Below are 25,018 nucleotides of genomic sequence, written 5' to 3' on the forward strand. Positions count from 1 at the left end.
CTCACGCGTCCGGAGCGGCGACGAGGTCGGCGCGGGACGCGTAGAAGGTGAGTCGGAACTTGCCGACCTGCACCTCGGAGCCGTCGGTGAGGATCGCGGACTCGATCCGGACCCCGTCGAAGTAGGTGCCGTTCAGGGAGCCGAGGTCGTGGACCTCGAACGCCGTGCCGCGGCGGACGAACTCGGCGTGCCGGCGCGAGACCGTGACGTCGTCGAGGAAGATGCCCGCGTCGGGGTGACGGCCGACCGTCGTGGAGTCGGTGTCGAGGAGGAAGCGGGCGCCGGTGTTCGGTCCGCGGCGCACGACCAGCAGCGCGGATCCCGAGGGCAGAGCCCCGACGGCCTCGGCCTCCTCGCGGGACGCGCGGTTGTCGAGAGCGGCGAGCTGGGCACCGATGTCGTCGGTGAACGTCAGAGTCGTCTCCGTCGACGGCTCACCGGGAACGGAATTGTGCTGGGCGGATGATGCTCCACCGACGGGCTCGACCAAGACGTACCTCCTATCAGGTCAGCGTATCCGAATCGTGACCCTCGTCGGACCCCTGAGCACCTGTGCGGACCCCCAGGACGAGGTCCCGCGTCTGGACGGCGTAGACGATCCCGGCCCACCAGTAGAGGAATGCGCCCCACAGCGCGAAGGCCCAGGCGATGGGGAGCGAGGCGGGCGCGAGGGCCGGGAACGCCTGCCCCAGCATGATCAGCGGGAGCGCGTAGAAGAGGCAGAAGGTCGCGAATTTCCCCAGGTGGTGCACGGGAAGCGGTCCGTAGCCGTTGTTCGCCAGGACGACCGCCAGGACCACGAGCATCAGGTCGCGGGCGAGCAGCACGGCGACCAGCCACCAGGGCACCAGTCCGCGGGCCGCGAGGCCCAGGACGGTGGCGAAGATGTAGAGCCGGTCGGCGGCCGGATCGAGGACGCGTCCGAGGCGCGTCATCTGGTCGAAGCGGCGCGCGATCCAGCCGTCGAGGTAGTCGGTGAGGCTCGAGACCACGAGGGTCAGGAGCGCGAGCGCGTCCTCACCGAGGACCACGAGCACGAGGAACACCGGCACCAGGGCGAGGCGCACCATGCTGAGGACGTTCGGGACCGTCCAGATCCGGTCCTCACCGGTGCGCGCCATGCGCCCAGCCTAGGCGGGGCGCACGGCGGCGTGGTCAGCGCTTGTCGCGCCAGACCCGCTCGAACGGCAGGCGCCAGGCGTGCGGCGCGATCAGCTGGTGGATGGCGTTCGGCCCCCAGGAGCCGGGCGCGTAGAGACGGACGGGCGGCGGATCCTGCAGGAGGGGCGCGGAGACCTCCCAGAGCCGCTCGATGCCCTCCGCGGTGGTGAACAGCGTGTGGTCTCCGCGCATCGCGTCGAGGATCAGGCGCTCGTAGGCCTCGAGCGCGTCGCCCGCGCGGTCGGTCTCCTGGAGCGCGAACTGCATGCTCAGCTTGTCGAGCCGCATGCCGGGACCGGGGCGCTTCCCGTAGAACGAGAGCGAGACCTTCGAGGCGTCCGCCAGGTCGAAGGTGAGGTGGTCCGGGCCGTGGGCACCGACTCCGGAGCCCTGCGGGAACATGCTCTTCGGGGGCTCGCGGAACGCGATCGAGATGATGCGCTGACCCTCGGCCATCCGCTTGCCGGTGCGGAGGTAGAACGGCACTCCCGCCCAGCGCCAGTTGTCGATCTCGCACTTCAGCGCGACGAAGGTGTCGGTCTCGGAGTCGGCGGCGACGCCCGGCTCGTCGCGGTAGCCGATGTACTGGCCGCGCACCACGTTCTCGGGGTTCAGCGGACGCATCGAGCGGAAGACCTTGTTCTTCTCCTCGCTGATGGCCTGGGGCTCCAGCGCGGTCGGCGGCTCCATCGCCATGAACGCCAGCACCTGGAAGAGGTGGGTGACGACCATGTCCTTGTACGCGCCGGTGGACTCGTAGAACTCGGCGCGACGGTCGAGCGTGAGGCGCTCGGGGATGTCGATCTGGACGTGATCGATGAAGTTGCGGTTCCAGATGGGCTCGAAGAGGCCGTTGGCGAAGCGGAAGGCGAGGATGTTCTGCGCCGGCTCCTTGCCGAGGAAGTGGTCGATCCGGAAGATCTGCTCCTCGCTGAAGGTCTCGTGGAGCTCCGCGTTGAGGACGACCGCGCTCTCGAGGTCGACGCCGAACGGCTTCTCCATGATGATCCGCGAGCGCTCGACCAGCCCGGCCTCGGCGAGCATCCGCACGACGGAGAGAGCTGCCCTGGGCGGGACGCTGAGGTAGTGCAGCCGGCTCACGTCCGGGCCGAGGACCGCCTCGGCGTCGGTCACGGCGGCGGCCAGCGCGGCCGGACCGGCGGACTGCGGGACGTAGCGGAGCTTGGACGCGAACTCGTCCCACTGCGCCGGCGTCAGGGAGCGGCTCCCGAACTCGTCGTAGGCCAGCTTCGCGAAGGCGCGGAACGAGGCGTCGTCGTGCTCCTCGAGCGAGGTGCCGACGATCTGCAGGTCCGGTGCGAGGGAGGAGAGCGCGAGGTGGGCCATCCCCGGGATGAGCTTGCGCCGGGCCAGGTCGCCGACGGCGCCGAACAGCACGACGACATGGGGTGCCGCCTGCTCGGTCTGGACGGCGGGAGCGGGGGGTGCGGTTGTCACGGTCACCCCTCGATCATTCCAGTTCGGATCGTGACGCAGGCGTCATGTGCTCGATACGCACCGCCGCTAAGGTCTCTCCCGTGCATCCGTTCTCCGACGCGTCCGCCGCGACCGCAGCACCCGCCTCCGCCACCGCCCCCTCCTCCGCCGACGGGACGACCGCGCCTCCGCTCGACGAGAGGATCCGCGCCGACGTCCACCTGCTGGGCGAGCTGCTCGGCCAGGTGCTCCGCGAGTCGGGCGAGCCCTCCCTCTACGAGGACGTGGAGCGCCTGCGCGCGCTCACGATCAGCGCCTACGACAGCGGCGACGCCGCCGGGACCGCGGAGGCGGAGGAGTTCGTCGCCTCGCTCACGCTCGAGCGCGCCGAGGAGGTCGCCCGGGCGTTCACCTGCTACTTCCACCTCGTCAACGTGGCGGAGGAGTTCCACCGCGTCCGCGTGCTGCGCCGGCGCGAGGCCGACGCCGGCGCGCAGTCGCCCGAGGACTCGATCCTCGCCTCGATGCGCCGGCTGACCGGGGAGCTCGGGGAGGACGAGGCGTTCGCGCGCCTGTCCCGACTGGAGTTCCGCCCGGTCCTCACGGCGCACCCGACCGAGGCGCGCCGCCGCGCAGTGGCCTCGACCATCCGCCGCATCAGCGACCTGCTCGAGCAGCGCGACGACCCGCGCATGGGCGGCGTCGTGCTGGTGGAGATCCGCCGCAAGCTGCTGGCCGAGGTCGACACGCTGTGGCGCACCGCTCCGCTGCGCGAGTCCAAGCCCACTCCCCTCGACGAGGTGCGCACCGCGATGAGCGTCTTCGACGAGTCGCTGTTCTCGGTGCTCCCCCGCGTCTACCGCCGCCTCGACGACGCTCTGCTCGGCGAGGGCTCGGGCACCCGGGCTCCGGTCGCACCGGCCTTCGTCCGCCTGGGCACCTGGATCGGCGGCGACCGCGACGGCAATCCCTTCGTCACCGCCGAGACGACCCTCGCTGCGGTGGACATCGCCTCCGAGCACGTCCTCATGGGCCTCGAGCGGGTCGCCCGCCGCGTGGGCCGCGCGCTGACCCTCGACGCGTCGACCACTCCCCCGTCGGCCGCCGTCGAGGCGCTCTGGGCCTCCTGCGTCGAGCGGGCTCCCGAGCTCGCCGCCGACATCGCCGAGCGCTCGCCCAACGAGGCGCACCGCCGCGTCCTGCTCTTCGCGGCCGAGCGCCTGGCCGCGACCCGGTCCGAGGGGCCGCTGGCCTACTCCGCCGCCGCCGAGCTGCTGGCCGATCTGCGCACCCTCCAGGAGTCCCTGGTCGAGGCCGAGGACGTCCGCGCCGCCTACGGCGACCTCCAGGACTTCGTCTGGCAGCTCGAGACCTTCGGCTTCCACCTCGCCGAGATCGAGGTGCGCCAGCACTCGAAGGTGCACCGCGAGACGATCGCCGCGATCCGCGCCGGCGAGGAGCTCGACGAGCGCGGCCTCGAGGTCCTGTCGGTGTTCCGGGCGATCGCGAAGGTCCAGGAGCGCTTCGGCACCGACGCGGCGAGGCGGTACATCGTCTCCTTCACGCAGTCGGCCGACGACCTGCGGACGGTCTTCGAACTGGCCGAGGCGGCGACCGACGGCAAGCCGCCGATCATCGACGCGGTCCCGCTCTTCGAGACCTTCGCCGACCTCGACGCCTCGACCGACATCCTCGCCGAGATGATCCGCCTCCCCCAGGTGCAGGCGCGCCTCGCGGCCACCGGCAACCGGCTCGAGGTGATGCTCGGCTACTCCGACTCGTCGAAGGACGTCGGACCGGTCTCGGCGACGCTCGCGCTCTACGACGCGCAGGCGCGCATCGCGCAGTGGGCGGCCGACGAGGGCATCGTGCTCACGCTGTTCCACGGGCGCGGCGGAGCGCTCGGCCGCGGCGGCGGGCCGGCCAACCGGGCCGTCCTCGCGCAGCCGCCCGGATCGGTGGACGGCCGCTTCAAGCTGACGGAGCAGGGCGAGGTCATCTTCGCCCGCTACGGCAACCCGGACATCGCCACCCGGCACATCGAGCAGGTGGCGGGAGCGACGCTGCTCGCCTCCTCCCCCGCGGTCGGCGAGCGCAACGCGGGCGCCGCGGAGCGCTTCGCCGAGGTGGCGGCGACGATGGACCGCGAGTCGCGCCGCCGCTTCTTCGAGCTCGTGAAGGCCGACGGCTTCGCGCCGTGGTTCGCCCGGGTCACCCCGCAGGAGGAGGTGGGCCTGCTCGCCCTCGGCTCGCGTCCGGCCCGCCGCGGCCTCTCCGTCGAGTCGCTCGAGGACCTGCGAGCGATCCCGTGGGTCTTCGCCTGGACCCAGGCCCGCGTCAACCTGACCGGCTGGTTCGGGCTGGGCAGCGCGCTCGAGGCCGTCGGCGACCTCGACCTGCTCCGCGAGGCCTACGCCTCCTGGCCGCTTTTCACGACGATGGTCGACAACGTCGAGATGTCGCTCGCGAAGACCGACGAGGGCATCGCCCGCCGGTACCTCGCCCTCGACTCCCGCGACGACCTCGCCGGACTCGTGCTCGACGAGATGGCGCTCACCCGCCGGTGGGTGCTCTCGATCACCGGCGAGGAGAGCCTGCTCACGGGCCACCGCGTGCTCGGCCGTGCCGTGCGCCTGCGCACCCCGTACGTCAACGCGCTCTCGCTCCTGCAGCTGCGCGCACTGAAGGCGCTCCGCACCGACCCGGGCGGATCCGGGACGGAGCAGAACCAGCGGCTGCTCCTGCTCGCGGTCAACGGAGTCGCGGCGGGGCTGCAGAACACCGGCTGATCCCGGCTCGGAACGACGGAACCCCCGGCGGCCTCACGGCTGCCGGGGGTTCTCGTGCGTCTGCGGGCGCCTCCCGCCTGCGGAGCGGGTCGAGGCGCCGGGCGGATCAGGCCTGCGGGGCGGCGTCGGCCTCCTGAGCGGCCTTCGCCTCCTCGTACTGGCGGCGCACCTCGACCATGTCGAGGCCGCGGACCTGCTCGATCAGGTTGTCGAGCGCGGGGGCGGGCAGGGCGCCGGGCTGAGCCATCAGCGGGATCCCGTCGCGGTACACCACGAGGGTGGGGATGGAGGAGATGCCGTAGCTCGCGGCGAGCTGCTGCTGGTCCTCCGTGTCGACCTTCGCGAACGTGATGTCGGCGTTCTTCTCGCTCGTGGCCTCGAAGACCGGAGCGAACTGCTTGCACGGGCCGCACCAGTCGGCCCAGAAGTCGATGAGGACGATGCCGTCGGCGATCGTCTGGTCGTGGGAGTCGAGGGTCATCGCAGTCGTAGCCATGGGGGATGCAACCGGGTGCCCCCGCGGCCTATTCCCGGGCGGAATCGAGGAGGTCGAGCAGCGAGCGCGGACCGACCACGGCGGCCCCGAGCGCCTCGACGCGGGCGGCCAGTCCCCGGTCGGCCGTCACGACGACCGCGGTCTCGAGCGCGCCGACCAGCTCGACGATCGCGTCGTCGCCAGAGCCGTCGGCCGAGTGGACCGTGAGCCGCTCCGTGAGAGCGCCCGGCTCAGGACGTGCGGCGCGCGCCACTCCCTCGAGCACCACGGCGATGCGCGGCCAGACCGTGTCGGCGTCGATCCCCAGGAGACGGCCGGGGACGCCGGCCTCCGCGAGGCGGGCCAGGGAGGCGAGGAGGCGCTCCGCGGCGCCGGCGCGGTCGCGCCACCAGCCGTCGGGGCGTGAGCCGACCACGTTGGCGGCGTCCACGACGAGCACCGGGATCGAGGAGCCGAGCGCGCGCAGGCCCGGCCAGGCCGCTCCGAAGCCCGGGTGCAGCGGCAGGGAGTCGACCTCGTCTGGGGCGACCCAGCGCAGCTCGGTGCTCTCGGCGTCGCTGATACGGGGAGTGAAGTGCTCGCGGGACTCGGCCAGGACTGTGGAGTAGCTCCACGGTCCGATCACGACGACGCTGGAGAGCACGGGCCGGATCAGGTCGGCGGGGACGCCCGCCTCCTCCTCCGACTCCCGGAGGGCCGCCTCGAAGGCCGTCTCCTCGGGGTGACGGGCGCCGCCGGGCAGCCCCCAGGTGTCCCCGAAGTGGCTCCAGCTGACGCGGTGCTGGAGCAGGACGCGTCCCGACGGATCGCGCAGGAGGAGGCCGGCGGCGCCGAAGCGCCCCCAGAAGCGGCGTCCGTCGCCGATCTCGACCCAGCCGTCGCCGAGCGACGCGTCGAAGGGGTGGCGCGGGAGCACGGCGTCCGCGCCGGGGTCCTCGCTGGTCATGCCCTCCAGCCTCCCACACCGCGCCCGCCGCACCCGACCCCGACGGGCTGGCAGAATCGGACGATGCGCCGCTCGAGACCCCTCCGCCTCGCGACGCTCGCCTGGCTCGCGCTGATCGCCCTGATCACGCTGACGCCCGCGCCCTACCCGGCCGGGGAGCCCAACGCGCTGATCCGCGGGATCATCGCCTTCCTCGCTTCCACGCCGCTCACCGGCTGGTTCGACTTCGACGTGGCGGAGTTCACCGCGAACGTGCTGCTCTTCGTGCCGCTCGGTGCGCTGATCGCCGCGCAGTTGCCGGCGGGTCGCCGCCTGTGGGCCGCCGTCATCGGGCTCGCCGTGTCGGCGGCCGTCGAGACAGCGCAGCTGCTGTGGCTGCCGACCCGCGTCTCCGACGTGCAGGACCTCGTCTCGAACGGCAGCGGCTCCCTGATCGGCGCCCTGCTGACGATCGCGCTGCTCCGCTTCTCCCCCCGCCGCCGCTCCCGGAAGGACCGCACCGCCCATGCCCGCTGAGACCCTCGTCGTCCTCGACCGACCCTCCCTCGACGCCGAGGCGCACTCGCCGGGAGGACCCGCGCACCGCATCGATCCGAGCGGGCGCGGCGATCTGGACGTCACCGACCTCGGCTTCACCCGCGGCGACGGCGTGTTCGAAACGATCAACCTGGTCGACGGACGGCTCCAGGCGCTCGACGCGCACCTGGACCGCTTCGAGCGCTCGGCCCGGATGCTCGACCTGCCCCGGCCGGACCGGCCCGCCTGGCTCGAGGCGATCGGAGCGGCGGTGGCCGCGCACCCGCCCGTCGCCGAGGCGATGGTGAAGACGATCCTGACCCGCGGCGTCGAGGGCGGCGGGCGGCCCACCGGCGTCGTCTTCGTCCAGACCAGCCCGGACTTCGGCCCGGCCCGCCGCGACGGCGTGCGCGTGGTGCTCCTGGACCGCGGGCTGCGCTCGGACGTGCAGTCGACGTCCCCCTGGCTGCTCGCCGGCGCGAAGACGCTCTCGTACGCGGTGAACCGTGCGGCCGCGCGGGAGGCCGCCCGGCGCGGCGCCGACGACGCCCTGTTCGTGTCGAGCGACGGCTACCTGCTCGAGGGGCCGACCTCGAACCTCGTGCTGCTGACGGGCGGGGAGCTCGTGACTCCTCCGCCGAGCCTCGGGCTGCTGCCCGGCACCACGCAGGCCGACCTGTTCGCGCTCGCGCCGGGCCTCGGCCTCGAGACGGCGGTGCGTCCGCTGCGCTCGGGCGATCTGGAGGCGGCGGACGCGGCGTGGCTGGTCTCGAGCGCGCGCAACGCCGCTCCCGTCCGCGCCGTCGACGGGACCGACCGCCGCGTCGACGCCGACCTCTCGGCCCGGATCAACGCCGCGCTGCTCGCCCGCTGAGACTCCGATCCTCCCCCGTGGGACGCCCCGCGCCGAGCGCGGACGGCGTCCCGGAGGAGAGAGGGCTCAGGAGAGGCCGTCGACGTCCGCGGGGCCGCGGCTGATCAGTCCGCCGCGGACGTGCTCGACGGTGGGGTCGAGCTGCACCGGATCGCGCTCGTCCGCCGCCTCGTCGTTGATCACGGCCGAGACGATGCCGCGCCAGTCGGTGCCCTCGGCCACGGCGTCCTCGGAGCCGACGCGGCGCGTGACGAACACGGCCTCCGACTCCTCGCCCGCGTGCGAGATGACGGCGAGGACGCCGACGGTGCGACCGCCCGGGTGCTCGATCCGCCACTCCTCGTGCCCGGACGGGACGAGCGAGAACTCCAGGCCCGCGTGCGGGAAGCCGGTGGGGCGCAGCTCGGACGGGGATCCGCTCTGCGGAGGCGCGCCGCGGGTGGGGACCCCGGTGCCCTCGCCGCTCGTCGTGCTCATGCCGACGTCGCCGCGGGTTCCGCCGGCTCCGGAGCTGTCGTTCGCCGCGACCATGCGGTCGTCGCCCCTCCGCAGCGCGTCGTCCGCTCCGGTGTAGATGCTGTCGTCTCGGTTCATGGGAACCTCCTTGTCGGCGGCCAGTGTAGGACCGCGGGGTGGGTGGCGAGCGGGCGCCGTTCGTAGACTGGGGGGATGCAGATCCCGGTGACCGGTGCCGTGCGGGTGGACGCGTGGCTCTGGGCGGTGCGCATCTACAAGACGCGCTCCGCCGCGACGACCGCGGCTCGGGCCGGCCACATCCGCGTCAACGGCGAGCGGGCCAAGGCGGCGCAGACCGTGCGGGTGGGCGATGAGGTCCGCGCCCGGATCGGCGGCTTCGACCGGGAGCTGATCGTCCGCGGACTCGTGGTCAAGCGGGTCGGTGCGCCGGTGGCCGCCGAGTGCATGGAGGACCGGACACCCCCGCCGCCACCCCGGGAGTCCGCGCCGGGCGTGATCGTCCGTGACCGCGGAGCGGGCCGCCCGACGAAGCGCGACCGGCGCGACATCGAGCGCCTCCGCGGATTCTGACCGCGCGACCCGGCAGCGGCCTCAGGGGGCGAGCGCGCGCAGGCGCTCCAGGAGCCCCTCCGCCGCCTCGTCGAGGAACCGCTGCTGCAGCTCGTCGCCGACCTGGACGAGGGCGATGTCGGTGAAGCCCGCCTCGATGTAGGGCACGAAGCTCTGGGCGAGCTCGTCGAGGTCGGGGCCGCAGGCGATCTGCTCGGCGACGTCCTCCGGGCGCACGAACTGGCTCGCTCCGGCGAAGCCGGCGGGGGTCGGCAGATCGGAGTTGACCGCCCAGCCGCCGGCGAACCAGCGGAACTGCTCGTGGGCCAGCGCCACTCCCTGCTCCTTGTCCGGCGCCCAGCAGATCGGGATCTGGCCGATCGTGCGCGAGGGGGCGGCGTCCGCACCGCGGACCGCGGACCACTGCGAGATCAGCTCGGCGTCGGGCTCGGTCGTGATGAGGTGGTCGCCGATCGGCGCGAAGCGGGCGATCGACTTCTCCCCCGAGACCGCCAGGCCGATCTCGACCGGCGTGTCCGGCAGGTCCCAGATGCGGGCGGAGTCGACGCGGAAGTACTCGCCCTCCCAGGTCACCAGCTCGCCGGTGTGCAGCTCGCGGATGAGGTGGACGGCCTCCTCGAGCATGTCCTGGCGCACGGCGACCGAGGGCCAGCCCTCGCCGACGACGTGCTCGTTGAGGTTCTCGCCCGAGCCGAGGCCGAGCGTGAAGCGGTCGTCGGAGAGGATCGCGAGCGTCGCGGCCTTCTGCGCGACCACGGCCGGGTGGTAGCGGATGGTCGGCGCGGTGACGTAGGTCGTGAGGTCGATGGTCGACGTGGCCTGCGCGACCGCTCCGAGCAGCGTCCAGGCGTAGGAGGCGTGCCCCTGCTCGGTCAGCCACGGCGAGTAGTGGTCGCTCGAGACCGCGAACTCGAAGCCGAGCCTCTCGGCGTCGACCGCGTAGCCCACCAGCTGCTTGGGTCCGCTCTGCTCGGTCATCAGGGTGTATCCGAATCGCACCATGGTCCGTCCTCGTTCCGCTCGTCGTGGGATGCCCGGGGGCACGTCCCATGGTGGGCGGGGGGCCGGATGCGCGCTAACCCCTTGCCCCGGTCGCGAGCGGCGGCTAGCGCGGTGTCAGACGAAGCGGATGCGGTTCTGCACGCGGGTGCGGACCTCGAACGACTCGCCGTACCCGCCGAGCCGCGGGTCGTCCGTGCCGGAGCGCAGCAGCTGCGGCAGCAGCGAGCGGCGGATGACGACGGCGCCCTGGTGCCGGCCGCGCTCGACCTGCTCGAACGGCTGCTCCAGCGCGTCGTCCGGCACGACCACGACGCTCGTCGAGAAGCGGACGCCCAGCTCGCGGCCGAGACGGCGCGCGGCCTTCGCGAGCGAGGCGATCGGCTTCTCGTCCTCGGCGATCCCGGGGCCCTCGAGCTCGCCCTTCCTCAGGCGGACCGGGTCGCCCCAGTCGGCGGAGGTCAGCGCGAGCAGGCCGGCCGGCCCGAGCACGAGGTGGTCGATCTTGAGCCCGCCGTCGCCGACCGCGACGTCGTTCCAGATCGTGTAGGCGATGCCGAGCGCGCCGACGAGCGCGGCCGTCGCCTCCTCGGCCTGAGCCTTCGCGAGCCAGGAGCGGACCTCGCGAGGAGCGGAGCGGACGATCGCCGGGTCGAAGGGGTCCTCGGTCTCGACGCCGCGGCCGAGCCACTCGCGCACCAGGCGCAGGTAGTACTCGCGCGCCGCGCCTCCCGGGTGACCGTAGGAGCGGGCGCGCACGGCCGAGGCGGTCTGCGGGCGCGGCGAGCCGGTGTACGGCGACTGCGGGGAGGACCTCCCGGGGGCGGGAGCGCCTCGGTCGTAGTCGCCGCGGGCGGAGGCGCTGCCGATCCGCTCCCAGGCGAGCTGCACCGCGTGGAACGACGCGGCGTCGCCTCCCGTGTCCGGATGGGTCTCGCGGAGGCGGAGCCGGTACGCCCGGCGGAGCTCGTCGTCGGACGCGGTGGCGGCGACGCCCAGCACCTCGTAGGGGGTGCGGGCGGCGTGGCTGTCGGGCATGTGCTTCCGGAAGGGTCGGGGCGGGGGGTTCCGAGTGTATCGACGCGGGCCGGGCGCCCGGTGGGAGCGCGCACCGCGTCGGCTCGGAACGCGCCGAGCGCCCAGCGGGGGAACGGGCGCCCGGCGGGGGTCAGTGCGCGAGCAGCTCGCGCACCCGCGGGATGACCTGCGTGCCGTAGAGCTCGATGTTGCGCATGATCGCCGGGTGCGGCAGCGTCCCGGCGCTGTACTTGAGGTCGAAGCGGTCGATGCCCAGGGCCTCGACCGTTCGCGCGATCTTCCGGGCGACCGTCTCGGGCGAGCCGAGGTGGATGGCGCCGTCGGGGCCGGCCTCCTCCTCGAAGCGCTCGCGGGTCATCGGGGACCAGCCGCGCTCGCGGCCGATGGCGTCCATCATCGCCTTGTGGTGCGGGAAGTACAGCTCGCGCGCCTCCTCGTCGGTGTCGGCGACGAAGCCGGGCGAGTGCACGGCGACCGGGAGGCGGGGCTGCTCGAGCTGGTCGAGCGCGCGGCCGAAGAGGTCGACATAGGGGCGGAAGCGGGCCGGCGAGCCGCCGATGATCGCCAGGACGAGCGGGAAGCCGTACCGGGCGGCGCGGACGACCGACTCGGGGCTGCCGCCGACGCCGATCCAGGTGCGGAGAGTGCCGTTGTCGAGGGTCGGGTAGACGCTCTGCTCGGTGAGCGCGGGGCGGGTCGTGCCCTGCCAGGTGACCGGGCCGCCCTTTATCAGAGCGTGGAAGAGGTCGAGCTTCTCCTCGAAGAGGACCTCGTACTGCGCGAGGTCGTAGCCGAAGAGCGGGAAGGACTCGGTGAAGGAGCCGCGGCCGAGGATGACCTCGGCCCGGCCGCCGGAGAGTCCGTCGAGGGTGGCGAAGCGCTGGTAGACGCGCACCGGGTCGTCCGAGGAGAGGACCGTCACGGCGGAGCCGAGGTGGATGCGCTCGGTGCGGGCCGCGATGGCGGCGAGCACGACATCCGGTGCGCTCACGGCGAAGTCGGCGCGGTGGTGCTCGCCGATCCCGAAGAAGTCGATGCCGACCCGGTCGGCCAGGACTCCCTCCTCGACCACGTCGCGGAGGACCTGGCCGTGCGGCAGCGGGGCGCCGTCGGGGCCGGCGGTGACGTCGCCGAACGTGTCGACGCCGAACTTGACTTCATGCATACTCATGGACTTCTGCAACCTCCGGGGGTCGACGGCTATTCCTGCGGGCGGGGTCCGACGTCCCCGGGCAGGAGCGCGTCGGAAGAGACGATCCCCGCCTCGAGCGCCGGCTCGCGGTAGGCGCGCCCGAGCGAGGCGACGGTGTCGTGCGCGTTCAGACCGCTCGGGTTCGGCAGCACCCAGAGCGGCGCGCCCGCCACGTCCTCCTCCTGCCTGCCCTGCACCGCCCTGCGGCGTCCGAACGCGATCCGGTAGGCGGTGATGCCGACGACCGCGACGGCCCGGGGCCGCACCCGCTCCACGGTGGCGACCAGCCGCTGAGCGCCCTCGCGCAGCTCCTCCGCGGTCAGCTCGTCGGCGCGGGCGGTCGCCCGGGAGGCGAGATTGGTGATGCCGACGCCGCGGGAGACGAGCTCCGCGCGGTCCGCGGCGCTCATCCCCTCGGACACGCGCGGCGCGCGCTCGAGGATCCCGGCCGCGACGAGCGCCGGGTAGAAGCGGTTGCCGGGGTGGGCGAAGTGCGCGCCGGTGGCGGCGGTCCACAGTCCCGGGTTGATGCCGACGAAGAGGAGCCGGACGTCGTCGCCCAGCAGGTCCTCGACGGTGCGGTCCTGGAACGCTGCGAGCTCGGCGCGGGTGAACGGCATGCGACCATCCTGCCGCGGCGCAAGTCCTCTCGGCACGGGGTCGCCGGTGCCAGCATGGAGGTATGACGAACGCATCCCAGGACCACCCGATCCAGCACGGCAGCGACGACGCGCAGCTCGACGAGAAGCTGCGCGGCGTGCTGCTGCAGGTCGCCGGCGACGCCGAGCTGCGACCGGAGGAGGACGTCGAGACCCTGCTGCGCCAGCGCCTGCGCGACACGCGGATCTCGATCTCGGACGAGGCGATCCCGGGGCTCGCCAAGCGCATCCCCGGCCTCATGCAGCGCGGGGGCGGCGACGTGAACCCCGGGGCGCACTAGCCCCGAGGGACGGACGCGGGCCGAGCGGCCGCTCGGACCCGCGCCTGCCCGCGCTACTCGGGGACCGCCGGGCCCTTGCGGTGGTGGTCGAACACCAGGCTCGTGCGCGTCGAGGCCACCGCCGGGTTCGCCGAGAGGTTCGAGACCACGAAGTCCCGCACGTCGCTGGAGTCGCGGACCGCGACGTGGATGATGAAGTCCTCCGAGCCGCCGAGGAAGAACACCTGCACCACCTCGGGCAGCGCGCGGATCTCCTCCGCGAAGCGCGTGATCGCCTGGCGCTGGCCGACGCGGATGCTGACGCTGATCAGCGCCTGCAGGGTCAGGCCGAGCGCCGCCGGGTCGAGCTCGGCGGTGAAGCCGGTGATGACGCCGCGCTCGACGAGGCCCCGGACGCGTGCGACGCAGGTCGACGGGGCGATGCCGGCGCGCTCGGCGAGCCGGCTGTTGGGCGTCCGCGCGTCGGCGCGGAGGAGGCGCACCAGGGTCCGATCGACCGGATCCAGGTCGTCGAGGTCGTGCAGATCCTTCGGTGGCATGCGCCCGCTCCCTCACTCCGCCGACGAACCTTCGGCCCGTGCGGTTACTTCCGACCGATCCTGCGGAGTTCCCCCGCTCCGGGCACGATCTTCGCACGATGGGGGCAGAGCCGGTGCAGGATCGGCGCCCACCGCCCGCCCCGCGGGCCGCAGCGAAGGAGCCGCCGTGCGCGTCGGGATCCCCACCGAGATCAAGAACAACGAGAACCGGGTCGCCGCCACTCCGGCCGGCGTCCACGAGCTGGTGCGCCGCGGCCACGAGGTCCTCGTCGAGGCCGGCGCGGGCCTGGGCTCGCGCGTGTCGGACGACGACTTCCGCCGCGCCGGCGCCCTCGTCGTCGACGGGCCCGACGAGGTCTGGGGCGAGTCCGAGCTGGTCCTCAAGGTCAAGGAGCCGATCGAGGCCGAGTACCCGCGGATGCGCCGCGACCAGGTGCTCTTCACCTACCTCCACCTCGCCGCCTCCCGCCCGTGCACCGATGCGCTGCTCGCGGCGGGGACGACCTCCATCGCCTACGAGACGGTCCAGCTGGACGACCGGCGGCTGCCGCTGCTCTCGCCGATGAGCGAGGTCGCCGGGCGCCTGTCGATCACGGTCGGCGCCTACCACCTCATGAGCGCCGTCGGCGGACGGGGCACGCTGCTCGGCGGGGTCCCCGGCACTCCGAAGGCGAAGGTCGTCGTGATCGGCGGCGGCACGGCCGGCGAGCACGCCGCGGCGAACGCCCTCGGCATGGGGGCCGACGTCACGATCGTCGACCTCTCGCTCCCCCGCCTCGCGCAGCTCGAGAACCGCTTCCAGGGCGCGATCCAGACCCGCGCCTCCTCGGCCTACGAGATCGCCGCGCAGCTGGCCGACGCCGACCTCGTGATCGGATCCGTCCTCATCCCGGGCGCCAAGGCGCCCAAGCTGGTGACCGACGAGATGGTCGCCACGATGAAGCCGGGCTCGGTGCTGGTCGACATCGCGATCGACCAGGGCGGCTGCTTCGAGGGCTCGCGTCCGACCACGCACGACGACCCGGTGTTCCCCGTGCACCGGAGCGTCTACTACTGCGTCGCGAACATGCCCGGCGCCGTTCCCGAGACCTCGACCCGAGCGCTCACCAACGCGACGCTCCCCTACGCGCTCGCGCTGGCCGACCGCGGGTGGCGGGCCGCCCTGGCCGCCGACCCGGCGCTCGCCCGCGGCCTGAGCACCCACGACGGCCGGGTGACGAACGCCGCCGTCGCCGCGGCCTTCGACCTTCCGGCCGTGCCGGTGGAGTCGCTGCTGCTCTAGGCGCCCGCGGGCGCGAGACCGAGCCCTCCGAGGATCTCGGCGATCTCCTCCTCCGGAGCGCCGCCCACGTCGACCGTGACGTGGAGCTCGTCGTCACCGAGGGGCTCGAGCGCCTCGAACTGCGAGTCGAGCAGCGTGGTCGGCATGAAGTGGCCGACCCGCGAGGCGAGCCGCCCGGCGATCCGGTCCCTCGATCCCGCGAGGTGCGCGAAGACGAGGTCGTCGCGGCGGAGGACGTCGCGGTAGCGGCGGCGCAGTGCCGAGCAGGTCACGACGACCGAGCCGCCCGCGGCGATCCGCTGGTCCACCACGCGGGCGATCTCGGCCAGCCAGGGCGCCCGGTCCTCGTCGGTCAGCGGGATGCCGGCGTGCATCTTGTCGACATTCGCCTGCGGGTGCAGGTCGTCCCCCTCGAGGAACTGCCAGCCCAGTCGGCGCGCCAGGAGCGACGCGACGGTCGACTTGCCGCTGCCGGAGACGCCCATGACGACGACGGCGCGGACGGGGACGGTGGGAAGAGCGGTCATCAGATACCTCCTACGAAGAGACCGATCAGGAGGACCCCGGCGAGCCCGGTCACCGAGACCAGGCACTCCATCACGGTCCAGGTCTTGAGCGTCTGGCCGATGCTGAGCCCGAGGTACTCCTTCACCAGCCAGAACCCGGCGTCGTTGACGTGCGACAGGAACACCGAGCCGGCGCCGATCGCGAGCACCATGAGGGCGACCATCGGCCCGTCCATGGTCTCGGTCAGCGGCTGGAGGATCCCTGCGGCGGTCACGGTGGCGACGGTCGCGGAGCCGGTGGCGACGCGGATCACGACGGCCACGAGCCAGGCGAGCAGCAGCGCCGAGGCGCCGCTCCCCTCCGCGAGCTGGGCGACCACCCCGCCGATCCCGGTGTCGACGAGGACCTGCTTGAAACCGCCGCCCGCGCCGACGATGAGCAGGATGCCCGCGATCGGCGGCAGCGAGCTCGAGAGCGAGGCCTGCAGCTCGGTGCGGTTCATCCGGCCGCCGCGGCCGAGCAGGACCAGACCGGCCAGGAGCGCGATCCCCAGCGCGATGGTCGGCGTGCCGAGGAAGTCGAGGGCGCCCTTCCAGGCGTCCGTGGAGCCCGGGGCCGCGATGTCGGCGATCGCCTTGCCCAGCATCAGCACGACCGGCAGCAGGATGCTCGCGACGGCGGCGGCGAAGCCCGGGCGGTGCTCGCGCGTCTCGCCCGCGCCCTCGCCGAAGAGCGGCGGCGTCTCCACCGGCGCCCAGCGGGCGGCGACCCGGCCGAAGAGCGGGCCGGCGACGACGACGGTGGGGATCGCGACCAGGACGCCGAACGCGAGGGTCACGCCGAGGTTCGCGCCGAGCGCGTCGATCGCGACCAGCGGTCCGGGGTGGGGCGGGACGAGGCCGTGCATCACCGAGAGGCCGGCGAGCGTCGGGATCGCCACCTTCATCAGCGGCAGACCGCTCCGGCGGGCGACCAGGATCACGACCGGGATCAGCAGCACGAGCCCGACCTCGAAGAATATCGGCAGCCCGATCAGCGCGCCGACGAAGCCCATCATCCAGGGCAGCGCGCGAGTGCTCGAGCGGGCGATGAGGGTGTCCACGATGCGGTCCGCGCCGCCCGAGTCGGCGAGGAGCTTGCCGTACATCGCGCCGAGGCCGATGAGGATGCCGACGCCGCCCATGGTGTTGCCGAACCCCAGCGCGAAGCTGGCGACCGCGTCCGCCGCCGCCAGCCCCGCGATCAGGCCCGTCGTCAGCGCTCCGATCAGCAGGGAGACGAAGGGGTGCAGCTTCAGCCAGGTGATCAGCACGACGATCACGGCGATGCCGACGACGGCGGCGAGGATCAGCTGCCCCTGCCCGGCGGTGGTGGCCGGCGCGTCCCCGGCGGCGGCGCGGAGGGCGGGGAGGAGGGTCGGTGTCATGAGCGTCCTTGGTCGAGCCGACGGCCAGCGGCCGGCTTTTGTCCGACATAACCTGCGTGTGTCCCGATCATGCCTGAAGATCGGCCGGGGCGCGACTCCGGCGATGGCAGGATGACCGCATGCCCGCGCCGACGCCCTCGCTGCACCACTCGGTGCTGGACGAGCTCGGCTCGCAGATCGTGCGCGGCGAGCTCGCGCCGGGCACCACCTTCAGCGCCGACGAGCGTGCGGAGCGGCGCGGGGTCTCCCGCTCGGTGATGCGGGAGGCGGTGCGCGTCCTCGAGACGCTCGGGCTCGTGACGTCCCGCCGCCGCGCGGGGACGCGGGTCCAGCCTCCGGAGTGCTGGAACGCCCTGGACACGCGGGTCGTCGCATGGGGACTGGACGGCCCGGACCGGCGGCGCCAGCTGCACCAGCTCAGCGAGCTCCGCCTCGGGGTGGAGCCGCTCGCGGCCCGGCTCGCCGCGGCGAACGCGACCGAGGAGCAGCGGCGGACGCTCACGGAGGCGGGCGACGCCCTCTCCACCCACTCCCGCGCAGCCGACCAGTCCGCCTACCTCGCCGCCGACACCGCCTTCCACCGCTCCCTCCTGGCCGCGTCCGGCAACCGGATGCTCGCGCATCTGGGCGATCTGGTCGCCGAGGTCCTCGCCGGCCGCACCCGCAATGCGCTCATGCCGCGCGAGGCCGACTCCACCGCGGTGCGGCTGCACCGGGCGGTGGCCGCCGCCGTCGCCTCGGGCGACGCGGACGCTGCGGAGGCCGCGATGCGGGCGATCGTCGAGGAGTCGGACCGGGCGGTCCAGGAGAGCTGACGGGGTTGCACGCCCGCAGCGCCGCGCGCACAGTGGAGCGCATGGTCGAGGGATACACGTCCGCGCAGGTGCGGGCCGCCGAGGCTCCGCACCTGGCCCGGCGGGAGCCGCTGATGCAGCGCGCCGCCGACGGCCTCGCCCGCGAGCTTCGCCTCGTGCTCGCCGGGCGCTCCGACCGCTCCCGTCCGGGCTCGGTGCTCGTCCTGGTCGGTCCGGGCGACAACGGCGGTGACGCGCTCTACGCGGCCGCCGAGCTCTCCTCCTCCGGAACCGACGTCGTCCTCGTCCTCACGGCCGAGCGGGTGCACCGCCGGGGCCTCGCCGTGGCGCTCGACGAGGGCTGCGGGCAGGTGCCGGCCGACGACGCGCCCGGCCTCGCCGCGGCGGTGGCGCGGGCGGATGTCCTGGTCGACGGGATCCTCGGCATCGGAGCGACGGAGCCCGCGCTGCGGGGGCGGCCGCGCGTCGTCGTCGAGGCGGTGCTCGACGCGCTGGAGCGGCGGGCCGAGCGCCCGGTGGTCGTCGCGGTCGACCTGCCGAGCGGAATCCATCCCGACGACGGGTCGGTCCCCGATCCCACCGTGCTGCACGCCGATGTGACGGTCGCCTTCGGCGCGATCAAGGCCGGTCTGCTGCTGCCTCCGGGCGACTCCTACGCGGGCCGTCTGCGCCTGGTCGACATCGGCCTCGGCCCGGACCTGGCCGGAGTGGAGCCCGCGGTCCGCGAGTGAGCGAGCGGCTCAGGAGGGAGCGAGGAGGTGCGCCTTCTCGGGGTGCTGCTCGAACCACTGCCCGACGTACCAGCACATCGGCACGACGCTCCGCCCGCCGGCGGCCTCGATGTCGTCGACGGCGAAGGAGACGAGCTCCCCTGCGAGCCCGCGGCCGCGGAAGGGCGGGGTCGTGAAGGAGCGGACGAGGGAGACGCTGCCGGGCGCCTCGCGGTAGTCGAGGACGCCCACCAGGGCGCCGTCGAGGTGGAGCTCGTAGCGCGACGCGTCGTCCGCCCGGCGGAAGTCCTTGGCCATGCCTCCAGAGTAGGACGGCCCGGACGGATCAGGCCTCGTCGCCGAGCATCTCGCCGTCGACGTAGAGCCAGCGCCCGTCCTCGCGCAGGAAGCGGCTGCGCTCGTGTACGAGGCCGGGGCCGGCGGGCGAGCGGTAGGAGGCGCGGAACTCGACCAGGCCCTCCTCGTCGCCCTCCCCGCCGAACGAGATGTCGACGATCTGGAGCCGGCGCCACTGGACGTCGGGATCGAGGTCGATGCGGCGCGGCCGGGTCGAGGGGTGCCAGCTCGCGAGCAGGTAGGGGGCGCTGCCGAGGACGTTCGCGCTGTAGCGGCTGCGCATCAGGCGCTCCGCCGTCGGCGAGGGCTCCTCGCCGAGGTGGGCGGGGCGGCAGCAGTCGGCGTAGTGGCGGCGGCTTCCGCAGGGGCAGGAGTCGGCGGGATGCATCCGGCCAGTGTGGCAGGCGATGCGGCGCCCCCGGCCCGGCGAGGCTCCGGCGAGCGCCGTGACTCCCCGGACCGTCCAGGTGTGCATCCCCTCCATATCCGCTCCGCCGCCTTGAGGGTGCCGCCGGATCCCGGCAACGTGGCCCCCTCATCGACCACGGACGGAAGGAACGACCCGATGCTCACGCTCACCGACAACGCCAGCACCGTCGTCAAGACCATCACCGGGCAGACCGAGACCCCCGTCGAGGGAGGCCTGCGCATCAGCGGCACCGATCTCGACGCCCGCAACTTCGCTGTCGCGGTCGCCGCGGCCCCCGAGACGACGGACGCCGTCGTGGAGCAGGACGGAGCGCGCGTGTTCCTCGACGTCGCCGCCTCCGTCGCTCTCGGCGACAAGGTCCTCGACGCGCAGGTGGACGAGGGCGGCTCCATCAGCTTCGGGATCGCTCCCCAGGACTGACCCCGTCGACATCGGAGGCCGCCCCCACCGCAGTGCGGGAGGGCGGCCTCCGTCGTCCCAGGATCAGGAGAGGATGTCGCGGGTGGTGAAGCGGCCGATCGCGAGCGACCCGAACACGGCGACGTAGGCGAGCTGGAGCAGCGCGTTCTCGCCGAAGGAGCTCCACGCGATCGGGTCGCGCAGGAGGTCGGCAAAGTCGAACCACCGGTCGGTCAGCAGGAACGGGTGGAGGGCGTCCAGCTGCGAGAGCGAGCCGACGATCTGCGCCGCGATGGAGACGACGACGGTGGCCGCCATGGCGCCGACCGGCACATCGGTCAGCGTCGAGATGAAGAGGCCGATCGCCGAGAGCCCGACCAGCGAGAGCGCCGCGTACACGGCGATCGCCAGGGCCCGGCCGATCGCGTCGCCGAGCGGGACGGTGCTGCCGGAGAGCAGCGTCACCGGTCCCGCCGGGAAGAGTGCCAGGCCGATCAGGATCCCGACCACCATGACGGTGAGTGCTGCGGCGAGGCAGAAGGCGAGGGAGGCGGCGAACTTCACCGCGAGCAGCCGCACGCGGCCGACGGGGCTGACCAGCAGGTAGCGCAGCGTCCCGAGCGAGGCCTCGCCCGCGATCGCGTCGCCGGCAACGACCCCGACCGTGAGCGGGAGGAACAGCGGGACGGCGACCGTGATGGCCGCGAAGCCGGTGAAGAGGCCGTTGCCGGCGATCGCGCCCACGAAAGAGGGCCCGCCTCCGTCCCCGCCCGAGAGCCGCACTGCGACGGCGAGCAGGATCGGGATGGCGGCCAGGGCCGCGAGCAGCGCCCAGGTGCGGCGCCGGCGGAAGAGCAGGGCGAGCTCGGAGGCGAGCAGGGACCCGATCCCTGCGCGGCGGACGGTCGCGTCAGCGCTCGACATCGAAGCCCTCCCCGGTCAGCTCGACGAAGCGCTCCTCGAGCGAGGGGCGGCGGACGGAGAACCCGCGGACGCGGACGTCGGCCCGCACGAGGTCGGCGACCAGCGCCTCGGCCGCGAGCCCGGGCGGCAGAGCGGCGACGACCAGCGGCGGATCGGCGGGGTGCGGGCCCGGCGCGGTGCGCGGCTCCAGACCCCGGGTGTGCAGGGCCACGATCGCGCGCTCGCGGTCGGGCGTCAGCAGCTCGACCGAGGCGGCGTCCCCGCGCAGCTCGTCCAGCCCGCCCTGGGCGACGAGGCGCCCTGTGCGCATGACGGCGGCGTGGGTGCAGAGCTGCTCGATCTCGGCGAGGAGGTGGCTGGAGACGAGGACGGTCGTGCCGTCCTGGTTCAGTCCGCGCACAAGGGCGCGGACCTCGCGGGTGCCCTGCGGGTCGAGGCCGTTCGTGGGCTCGTCCAGCACGATCAGGTCGCGCGGCGAGAGGAGGGCGACCGCGATGCCGAGCCGCTGCTTCATGCCCAGGGAGTAGGAGCCGACCTTCTTGCGCGCCGCGGCCGAGAGGCCGACGCGGGCGAGGGCCTCCTTCGCGCGGGCGTCGCGGGTGCGGGACGAGGTGCCCGCCTCCGCGGCGTCGAAGCGCCGGAGGTTGGCCGCTCCGGAGAGGAACGGGTAGAAGCCCGGCCCCTCGACCAGCGCCCCCACTCGGGGCAGGACCTCGGCCGCGCGCCGGGGCATGGCCTGCCCGAGGACGGTGATGCTGCCCGCGGTCGGCGCGGCGAGGGCGAGCAGCATCCGGATCGTCGTGGTCTTGCCCGAGCCGTTCGGGCCGAGGAAGCCGAAGACGGCGCCGCGGGGAACGGCGAGGTCGAGACCGGAGACCGCTTCCTGGCGCCCGAAGCGCTTGGTGAGGCCCCGCGTCTCGACGGCGAGCTCGCCCGCCGTCACCGAGCGGAGGCCGCGTCGCGGAGCGTCTCGGCCGGGACCGCTCCGGCGAGGACGCGTCCGTCGTCGGTGACGAGGACGGTCAGCAGGGCGGAGGAGAGGATGCGGCCGCCGTCGACCGGCGTGGTGACCGCGTCGAGCGAGGAGAGCGCGTCGGCGTCACCGGCGGGCAGCTCGACGACGCTCGTCCAGCCGGAGCCCGTGGTGGCGACGTCGGAGTGCTCGGCCGTGCCCGCGGCGGGCGCGTCGGAGGCGTCCGCCGCGTCGTCGACCGGAGCGGCCTGCTCCGTCACCTCGGCGCCGGCCGGGGGCGTGAAGGAGAAGAGGGACGCGTCGGGCGTCGAGAAGTCGATGCTCGTGTACGCGACGCTGAACGCGGGCGCGGTGCCCCCGCGGGCCGTCACCGCCACTCCGAGCGGGAGGCCCGTCTCGCCGTCGACCGAGACGGTCACCGAGCCCACGAGGGTGCCGCCGTCGCGGGGCGTGAGCACGAGCTCGTACGCGTCGCGCCCGGCGACGCTGACGTCCGAGCCGACCGCGACCGTGGTCGTCGGGTCGATCGCGGCGAGCAGCTGCTCGGCGGCGGACGACGGCGTGACGACCTGATCGCCCGGCGAGGCCTCGGGGGCTCCGCCCGCGGGAGGCACGAGGTGGGTGGCGGTGTTCGCGCTCGAGTCGTAGATCCAGACTCCGTCGGTCGTCGAGGCGACGACGTCGCGCTCGGCCAGCCGGTCGAGCACCTGGAGGCGCGCGCCCTTCTCGGCGTCGACGTACACGCGCGCCTGGTGCGAGCCCGTGGCGAGCTCGACGAGGGAGTCGGCGGGGTCGGCGGACGCCGAGCCGGCCGAGCCGCCGAGCGCCGAGAGGTCGGGCAGGCCGAGGTCCGAGGTCTGCCGGATCTCGCCGGAGAACGCCGTGGTGTCGCTCTCGGCGACGAAGGCGAGGAGGTCGGCGGCGGACTTCTCGGGGAGGTCTCCCGCGGCGCTCGCCGAGAGGGGGAGGGCGACGGCCGCGGCGACGACGACCGCGGGGACGACGGCGACGGGCGTCCAGCGCTTCCAGTCAATGCTCATGCCGGGAACGCTACGCCTCGAACCTCCGCGGCGGGCCGGGAACGTCCCGGTCCACAGCCTTCCGGAAGGGGGTGCGGTCCGAGACCGCGGCCGGGATGATCAGGGCATGGACCTCCCGTTCGCGCTCCCCGTCGCCCCGATGCTCGCCAAGGCCGTTCCTGCGGTGCCGGAGCAGACCGCCGTCGCGGGCGGATACTCCTACGAGCCGAAGTGGGACGGGTTCCGCGCGATCGTCTCGGTCTCCGGCGGGGAGTGCGAGATCGGGAGCCGCGGCTCCAAGCCGCTGACCCGGTACTTCCCCGAGCTCGTCGAGGCCTTCCTCCGGCTGCTCCCCGACGGCTGCGTGCTCGACGGCGAGATCGTCCTGGCGACCGGCGAGCCGGGTGCCCAGCGGCTCGACTGGGACCTGCTCTCGCAGCGCATCCATCCGGCCGCGAGCCGCGTGAAGATGCTGGCGGAGACCACCCCGGCGATGCTCGTCGCCTTCGACCTGCTCGCCGTCGACGGGCGCAGCATGCTCGAGGAGCCGTACTCGGCGCGGCGGGAGGCGCTCGCCGCGGTGATGGCCGGCGTCCCGCATCCGCTGCACCTCGGCCGCGCCACCGACGACGAGGCCCTGGCGCGCGACTGGCTGGAGCGCTTCGAGGGCGCAGGACTGGACGGCGTCGTGGCGAAGCCCCTGGCCGCGCCCTACTCCCCCGGGAAGCGCGCCGTGCTCAAGGTCAAGCACCACCGCACGGCCGACGTGATCGCGATCGGGTACCGCGAGCACGCCTCCAAGCCGGGCGTGGGCTCGATCCTGCTCGGCCTGCACGGCGACGACGGAGAGGTCCGCCAGGTCGGCGGGGCCTCGGCCTTCAGCGACGAGCGTCGCGTGCAGCTGCTGGAGGAGCTCGCACCCGCGGTCGAGCGCGACGCGGGGGGAGCGCCGGTGCGCGGCGAGGGCGAGCGGAGCCGGTTCTCGAGCGGCCGCGACACCTCCTTCGTGCGTCTGCGTCCCGAGCTCGTGCTCGAGGTCCGCTACGACCAGCGCGAGGGCGACCGCTTCCGGCACACCGTGCAGTTCGAGCGCTGGCGCCCGGACCGCGACGCCGCCTCCTGCACCATGGAGCAGCTGGAGCAGCCGACCGCGTACGACCTCGGCGACGTCCTCGGCTAGGCCTTCTTCGCGCGGCTGGGCTGCACGCGGGGCGGCTCGCCCGGCATCTTGGGGAAGTCGGGCGGGAACGGCAGCTCGCCGAGGCCGGCGGCGACATCGCGCTCCCACCAGCCGAGCAGGGCGTCGAGGTGACCGGGGGCGTCGTGCATCCGGGCCCACGGATCACCGCGCTCGGCGAGGCGCGCCGGGACCGTGCGGATCGTGAAGGCCCGCGGGTCGACGCCGTCGAGCTCGTCCCAGTCCAGCGGAGTGGAGACGGGAGCGTGCGCGAGCGGCCGCGGGCTGTAGGCACCGGCGATCGTGCGGTCGCGGTTGGCCTGGTTGAAGTCGACGAAGATCCGCTCGCCGCGCTCCTCCTTCCACCACGCCGTCGTGACCTGCTCGGGCATCCGCCGCTCCAGCTCGCGCGCCGCGGCGATCACCGCGTGGCGGACGTCGAGGAACTCGTGCTCGGCGACGATCGGCGCGAAGACGTGCAGGCCGCGGTTGCCGGACGTCTTCACGAACGGGTCGAGGCCGGCCTCCCGCAGGACCTCCCGCAGCGCGTGCGCGGCGACGACCGCGTCGGCGACGTCGGTGCCGGGCTGCGGGTCGAGGTCGATCCGGAGCTGGTCGGGCAGGTCGGGCGCATCGGCGCTGGACGCCCACGGGTGGAAGACGACGGTGTTCATCTGCGCCGCCCAGACGGCGGCCGCGGGCTCGTCGATCACGAGCTGCGGATGCACCCGCCCGCTCGGGTACGTCACCGGGACGGACCGGACGTACTCGGGCGCGCCCTTGGGCGGGTTCTTCGAGAAGAACTGCTCGCCCTCGATCCCGGAGGAGAACCGCTGCAGCGAGACGGGGCGGCCGCCGTTCGCCGCGACGAACGGCTCGCCGACGGCGATCAGGTACTCCGCGACCTCGCGCTTGGTGATGCCCGGCTCCGGGAACAGCACGCGCTCGGGGCTCGAGATCCGCACCTCCCGGTCGCCGTGCGGTCCGGGGACGGTGAGGACGACGGCGTCGCTGCTGGGCATCTG

At 73.7% G+C, this 25,018-nt stretch carries 29 protein-coding genes; 10 read left to right on the forward strand and 19 right to left on the reverse strand.

Going from position 1 to position 25,018, the window contains the following annotated elements; genetic code table 11:
• Position 1: 1 nt before the first annotated feature.
• The 3 genes from C5C37_RS08990 to zwf are packed head-to-tail and all read right to left on the reverse strand — an operon-like array spanning position 2 to position 2,619.
• On the reverse strand, positions 2-490 hold the full coding sequence (locus tag C5C37_RS08990) for an FHA domain-containing protein (protein WP_104222573.1): 489 nt from the start codon (positions 488-490) through the stop codon (positions 2-4).
• A 13-nt stretch (positions 491-503) separates the two neighbouring features.
• Positions 504-1,121: a CDP-alcohol phosphatidyltransferase family protein gene (locus C5C37_RS08995; protein WP_104222572.1), complete on the reverse strand. Its 618-nt coding sequence runs from the start codon at positions 1,119-1,121 to the stop codon at positions 504-506.
• 34 nt (positions 1,122-1,155) lie between these two features.
• The gene (zwf, locus tag C5C37_RS09000) at positions 1,156-2,619 is read right to left on the reverse strand and encodes a glucose-6-phosphate dehydrogenase (protein ID WP_104225448.1); all 1,464 of its coding nucleotides are present in this window, start codon (positions 2,617-2,619) and stop codon (positions 1,156-1,158) included.
• Positions 2,620-2,663: 44 nt separating this feature from the next.
• Between zwf and C5C37_RS09005 the strand changes: the two genes are divergently transcribed.
• Positions 2,664-5,387: a phosphoenolpyruvate carboxylase gene (locus C5C37_RS09005; protein ID WP_104338816.1), complete on the forward strand. Its 2,724-nt coding sequence runs from the start codon at positions 2,664-2,666 to the stop codon at positions 5,385-5,387.
• A gap of 106 nt (positions 5,388-5,493) precedes the next feature.
• Here C5C37_RS09005 and trxA read toward each other — a convergent pair whose 3' ends face one another.
• Positions 5,494-5,883 carry a thioredoxin gene (trxA, locus tag C5C37_RS09010; protein ID WP_104315566.1) on the reverse strand — a complete coding sequence of 130 codons (390 nt, stop codon included), beginning with the start codon at positions 5,881-5,883 and terminating at the stop codon, positions 5,494-5,496.
• A 28-nt stretch (positions 5,884-5,911) separates the two neighbouring features.
• Positions 5,912-6,829 carry an NUDIX domain-containing protein gene (locus tag C5C37_RS09015; protein ID WP_104338817.1) on the reverse strand — a complete coding sequence of 306 codons (918 nt, stop codon included), beginning with the start codon at positions 6,827-6,829 and terminating at the stop codon, positions 5,912-5,914.
• 63 nt (positions 6,830-6,892) lie between these two features.
• On the opposite strand from C5C37_RS09015, the gene C5C37_RS09020 reads away from it, so the two are divergent.
• Entirely contained in the window at positions 6,893-7,345 is a 453-nt protein-coding gene (locus C5C37_RS09020) for a VanZ family protein (RefSeq protein ID WP_104222568.1), read from the forward strand.
• Positions 7,335-8,219, forward strand: a complete 885-nt coding sequence (locus C5C37_RS09025; protein WP_104261325.1) for an aminotransferase class IV — start codon at positions 7,335-7,337, stop codon at positions 8,217-8,219. Before C5C37_RS09020 ends, C5C37_RS09025 begins: the two co-directional genes overlap by 11 nt.
• Before the next feature lie 66 nt (positions 8,220-8,285).
• Here the strand turns inward: C5C37_RS09025 and C5C37_RS09030 are convergent, their stop codons facing one another.
• Positions 8,286-8,813 (reverse strand): hypothetical protein, encoded by a 528-nt coding sequence (locus C5C37_RS09030; protein WP_104338818.1) that lies wholly within the window; start codon positions 8,811-8,813, stop codon positions 8,286-8,288.
• A gap of 75 nt (positions 8,814-8,888) precedes the next feature.
• Here C5C37_RS09030 and C5C37_RS09035 point away from each other — a divergent pair, with 75 nt between their 5' ends.
• Positions 8,889-9,266: an RNA-binding S4 domain-containing protein gene (locus tag C5C37_RS09035; RefSeq protein WP_181027140.1), complete on the forward strand. Its 378-nt coding sequence runs from the start codon at positions 8,889-8,891 to the stop codon at positions 9,264-9,266.
• Between the two features lie 21 nt (positions 9,267-9,287).
• On the opposite strand, the gene C5C37_RS09040 is transcribed toward C5C37_RS09035, so the two are convergent.
• From C5C37_RS09040 to C5C37_RS09055, 4 genes are all read right to left on the reverse strand, one after another.
• Complete coding sequence (locus C5C37_RS09040; RefSeq protein ID WP_104288294.1) at positions 9,288-10,268, reverse strand: TIGR03557 family F420-dependent LLM class oxidoreductase; 981 nt, start codon at positions 10,266-10,268, stop codon at positions 9,288-9,290.
• A gap of 114 nt (positions 10,269-10,382) precedes the next feature.
• A complete protein-coding gene (locus C5C37_RS09045; protein WP_104222564.1) occupies positions 10,383-11,303 on the reverse strand; it encodes a J domain-containing protein in 921 nt (306 codons plus the stop codon).
• A 130-nt stretch (positions 11,304-11,433) separates the two neighbouring features.
• Entirely contained in the window at positions 11,434-12,468 is a 1,035-nt protein-coding gene (locus C5C37_RS09050) for an LLM class flavin-dependent oxidoreductase (protein ID WP_104318951.1), read from the reverse strand.
• Positions 12,469-12,503: 35 nt separating this feature from the next.
• The gene (locus tag C5C37_RS09055) at positions 12,504-13,115 is read right to left on the reverse strand and encodes a mismatch-specific DNA-glycosylase (protein WP_104222562.1); all 612 of its coding nucleotides are present in this window, start codon (positions 13,113-13,115) and stop codon (positions 12,504-12,506) included.
• Between the two features lie 62 nt (positions 13,116-13,177).
• On the opposite strand from C5C37_RS09055, the gene C5C37_RS09060 reads away from it, so the two are divergent.
• Positions 13,178-13,435 (forward strand): hypothetical protein, encoded by a 258-nt coding sequence (locus C5C37_RS09060; RefSeq protein ID WP_104222561.1) that lies wholly within the window; start codon positions 13,178-13,180, stop codon positions 13,433-13,435.
• A gap of 53 nt (positions 13,436-13,488) precedes the next feature.
• On the opposite strand, the gene C5C37_RS09065 is transcribed toward C5C37_RS09060, so the two are convergent.
• Positions 13,489-13,974, reverse strand: coding sequence for an Lrp/AsnC family transcriptional regulator (locus C5C37_RS09065; RefSeq protein WP_104222560.1), 486 nt, complete (start codon positions 13,972-13,974; stop codon positions 13,489-13,491).
• 166 nt (positions 13,975-14,140) lie between these two features.
• On the opposite strand from C5C37_RS09065, the gene ald reads away from it, so the two are divergent.
• Positions 14,141-15,256 (forward strand): alanine dehydrogenase, encoded by a 1,116-nt coding sequence (gene ald, locus C5C37_RS09070; RefSeq protein ID WP_104338819.1) that lies wholly within the window; start codon positions 14,141-14,143, stop codon positions 15,254-15,256.
• On the opposite strand, the gene C5C37_RS09075 is transcribed toward ald, so the two are convergent.
• Both C5C37_RS09075 and C5C37_RS09080 read right to left on the reverse strand, forming a co-directional pair.
• Positions 15,253-15,783 carry a gluconokinase gene (locus tag C5C37_RS09075; protein ID WP_104338820.1) on the reverse strand — a complete coding sequence of 177 codons (531 nt, stop codon included), beginning with the start codon at positions 15,781-15,783 and terminating at the stop codon, positions 15,253-15,255. The two genes, ald and C5C37_RS09075, sit on opposite strands and share 4 nt — an antisense overlap.
• Positions 15,783-17,189, reverse strand: a complete 1,407-nt coding sequence (locus tag C5C37_RS09080; protein WP_104338821.1) for a GntP family permease — start codon at positions 17,187-17,189, stop codon at positions 15,783-15,785. The genes C5C37_RS09075 and C5C37_RS09080 overlap by 1 nt, the downstream gene beginning before the upstream one ends.
• A 119-nt stretch (positions 17,190-17,308) precedes the next feature.
• Here C5C37_RS09080 and C5C37_RS09085 point away from each other — a divergent pair, with 119 nt between their 5' ends.
• Together C5C37_RS09085 and C5C37_RS09090 are read left to right on the forward strand one after the other, a co-directional pair.
• A complete protein-coding gene (locus C5C37_RS09085; RefSeq protein WP_104222556.1) occupies positions 17,309-18,004 on the forward strand; it encodes a FadR/GntR family transcriptional regulator in 696 nt (231 codons plus the stop codon).
• Positions 18,005-18,045: 41 nt separating this feature from the next.
• Entirely contained in the window at positions 18,046-18,735 is a 690-nt protein-coding gene (locus C5C37_RS09090) for an NAD(P)H-hydrate epimerase (protein WP_104338822.1), read from the forward strand.
• A gap of 9 nt (positions 18,736-18,744) precedes the next feature.
• On the opposite strand, the gene C5C37_RS09095 is transcribed toward C5C37_RS09090, so the two are convergent.
• The gene (locus C5C37_RS09095) at positions 18,745-19,032 is read right to left on the reverse strand and encodes a GNAT family N-acetyltransferase (protein WP_104222554.1); all 288 of its coding nucleotides are present in this window, start codon (positions 19,030-19,032) and stop codon (positions 18,745-18,747) included.
• Positions 19,033-19,060: 28 nt separating this feature from the next.
• Complete coding sequence (locus tag C5C37_RS09100; protein WP_104233402.1) at positions 19,061-19,459, reverse strand: YchJ family protein; 399 nt, start codon at positions 19,457-19,459, stop codon at positions 19,061-19,063.
• Positions 19,460-19,636: 177 nt separating this feature from the next.
• Here C5C37_RS09100 and C5C37_RS09105 point away from each other — a divergent pair, with 177 nt between their 5' ends.
• Positions 19,637-19,921, forward strand: coding sequence for a hypothetical protein (locus tag C5C37_RS09105; RefSeq protein ID WP_104263029.1), 285 nt, complete (start codon positions 19,637-19,639; stop codon positions 19,919-19,921).
• Between the two features lie 63 nt (positions 19,922-19,984).
• On the opposite strand, the gene C5C37_RS09110 is transcribed toward C5C37_RS09105, so the two are convergent.
• From C5C37_RS09110 to C5C37_RS09120, 3 genes are read right to left on the reverse strand one after another with little or no spacing between them, the layout of a single operon-like run.
• Positions 19,985-20,824 carry an ABC transporter permease gene (locus C5C37_RS09110; protein WP_104247161.1) on the reverse strand — a complete coding sequence of 280 codons (840 nt, stop codon included), beginning with the start codon at positions 20,822-20,824 and terminating at the stop codon, positions 19,985-19,987.
• On the reverse strand, positions 20,811-21,767 hold the full coding sequence (locus tag C5C37_RS09115; RefSeq protein ID WP_104257306.1) for an ABC transporter ATP-binding protein: 957 nt from the start codon (positions 21,765-21,767) through the stop codon (positions 20,811-20,813). The genes C5C37_RS09110 and C5C37_RS09115 overlap by 14 nt, the downstream gene beginning before the upstream one ends.
• A complete protein-coding gene (locus C5C37_RS09120; RefSeq protein WP_104257305.1) occupies positions 21,764-22,837 on the reverse strand; it encodes a DUF2092 domain-containing protein in 1,074 nt (357 codons plus the stop codon). Before C5C37_RS09120 ends, C5C37_RS09115 begins: the two co-directional genes overlap by 4 nt.
• Before the next feature lie 106 nt (positions 22,838-22,943).
• On the opposite strand from C5C37_RS09120, the gene C5C37_RS09125 reads away from it, so the two are divergent.
• A complete protein-coding gene (locus C5C37_RS09125) occupies positions 22,944-23,996 on the forward strand; it encodes an ATP-dependent DNA ligase (protein WP_104257304.1) in 1,053 nt (350 codons plus the stop codon).
• On the opposite strand, the gene ligD is transcribed toward C5C37_RS09125, so the two are convergent.
• Positions 23,993-25,015, reverse strand: a complete 1,023-nt coding sequence (gene ligD / locus C5C37_RS09130) for a non-homologous end-joining DNA ligase (RefSeq protein ID WP_181127393.1) — start codon at positions 25,013-25,015, stop codon at positions 23,993-23,995. The genes C5C37_RS09125 and ligD overlap by 4 nt on opposite strands.
• Between the last annotated feature and the right edge of the window lie 3 nt (positions 25,016-25,018).

This window comes from Rathayibacter sp. AY1F9 (assembly GCF_002932155.1).
Taxonomy (GTDB): domain Bacteria; phylum Actinomycetota; class Actinomycetes; order Actinomycetales; family Microbacteriaceae; genus Rathayibacter.

Coding starts and splice junctions, on each gene's coding strand:
- C5C37_RS08995 (WP_104222572.1), bottom strand. CDS start 1,121: ATGGCGCGCACCGGTGAGGACCGGATCTGGACGGTCCCGAACGTCCTC.
- C5C37_RS09005 (WP_104338816.1), top strand. CDS start 2,664: ATGTGCTCGATACGCACCGCCGCTAAGGTCTCTCCCGTGCATCCGTTC.
- trxA (WP_104315566.1), bottom strand. CDS start 5,883: ATGGCTACGACTGCGATGACCCTCGACTCCCACGACCAGACGATCGCC.
- C5C37_RS09015 (WP_104338817.1), bottom strand. CDS start 6,829: ATGACCAGCGAGGACCCCGGCGCGGACGCCGTGCTCCCGCGCCACCCC.
- C5C37_RS09020 (WP_104222568.1), top strand. CDS start 6,893: ATGCGCCGCTCGAGACCCCTCCGCCTCGCGACGCTCGCCTGGCTCGCG.
- C5C37_RS09025 (WP_104261325.1), top strand. CDS start 7,335: ATGCCCGCTGAGACCCTCGTCGTCCTCGACCGACCCTCCCTCGACGCC.
- C5C37_RS09030 (WP_104338818.1), bottom strand. CDS start 8,813: ATGAACCGAGACGACAGCATCTACACCGGAGCGGACGACGCGCTGCGG.
- C5C37_RS09035 (WP_181027140.1), top strand. CDS start 8,889: ATGCAGATCCCGGTGACCGGTGCCGTGCGGGTGGACGCGTGGCTCTGG.
- C5C37_RS09040 (WP_104288294.1), bottom strand. CDS start 10,268: ATGGTGCGATTCGGATACACCCTGATGACCGAGCAGAGCGGACCCAAG.
- C5C37_RS09045 (WP_104222564.1), bottom strand. CDS start 11,303: ATGCCCGACAGCCACGCCGCCCGCACCCCCTACGAGGTGCTGGGCGTC.
- C5C37_RS09050 (WP_104318951.1), bottom strand. CDS start 12,468: ATGCATGAAGTCAAGTTCGGCGTCGACACGTTCGGCGACGTCACCGCC.
- C5C37_RS09055 (WP_104222562.1), bottom strand. CDS start 13,115: ATGCCGTTCACCCGCGCCGAGCTCGCAGCGTTCCAGGACCGCACCGTC.
- C5C37_RS09060 (WP_104222561.1), top strand. CDS start 13,178: ATGACGAACGCATCCCAGGACCACCCGATCCAGCACGGCAGCGACGAC.
- C5C37_RS09065 (WP_104222560.1), bottom strand. CDS start 13,974: ATGCCACCGAAGGATCTGCACGACCTCGACGACCTGGATCCGGTCGAT.
- C5C37_RS09075 (WP_104338820.1), bottom strand. CDS start 15,783: ATGACCGCTCTTCCCACCGTCCCCGTCCGCGCCGTCGTCGTCATGGGC.
- C5C37_RS09080 (WP_104338821.1), bottom strand. CDS start 17,189: ATGACACCGACCCTCCTCCCCGCCCTCCGCGCCGCCGCCGGGGACGCG.
- C5C37_RS09085 (WP_104222556.1), top strand. CDS start 17,309: ATGCCCGCGCCGACGCCCTCGCTGCACCACTCGGTGCTGGACGAGCTC.
- C5C37_RS09090 (WP_104338822.1), top strand. CDS start 18,046: ATGGTCGAGGGATACACGTCCGCGCAGGTGCGGGCCGCCGAGGCTCCG.
- C5C37_RS09095 (WP_104222554.1), bottom strand. CDS start 19,032: ATGGCCAAGGACTTCCGCCGGGCGGACGACGCGTCGCGCTACGAGCTC.
- C5C37_RS09100 (WP_104233402.1), bottom strand. CDS start 19,459: ATGCATCCCGCCGACTCCTGCCCCTGCGGAAGCCGCCGCCACTACGCC.
- C5C37_RS09105 (WP_104263029.1), top strand. CDS start 19,637: ATGCTCACGCTCACCGACAACGCCAGCACCGTCGTCAAGACCATCACC.
- C5C37_RS09110 (WP_104247161.1), bottom strand. CDS start 20,824: ATGTCGAGCGCTGACGCGACCGTCCGCCGCGCAGGGATCGGGTCCCTG.
- C5C37_RS09120 (WP_104257305.1), bottom strand. CDS start 22,837: ATGAGCATTGACTGGAAGCGCTGGACGCCCGTCGCCGTCGTCCCCGCG.
- C5C37_RS09125 (WP_104257304.1), top strand. CDS start 22,944: ATGGACCTCCCGTTCGCGCTCCCCGTCGCCCCGATGCTCGCCAAGGCC.
- ligD (WP_181127393.1), bottom strand. CDS start 25,015: ATGCCCAGCAGCGACGCCGTCGTCCTCACCGTCCCCGGACCGCACGGC.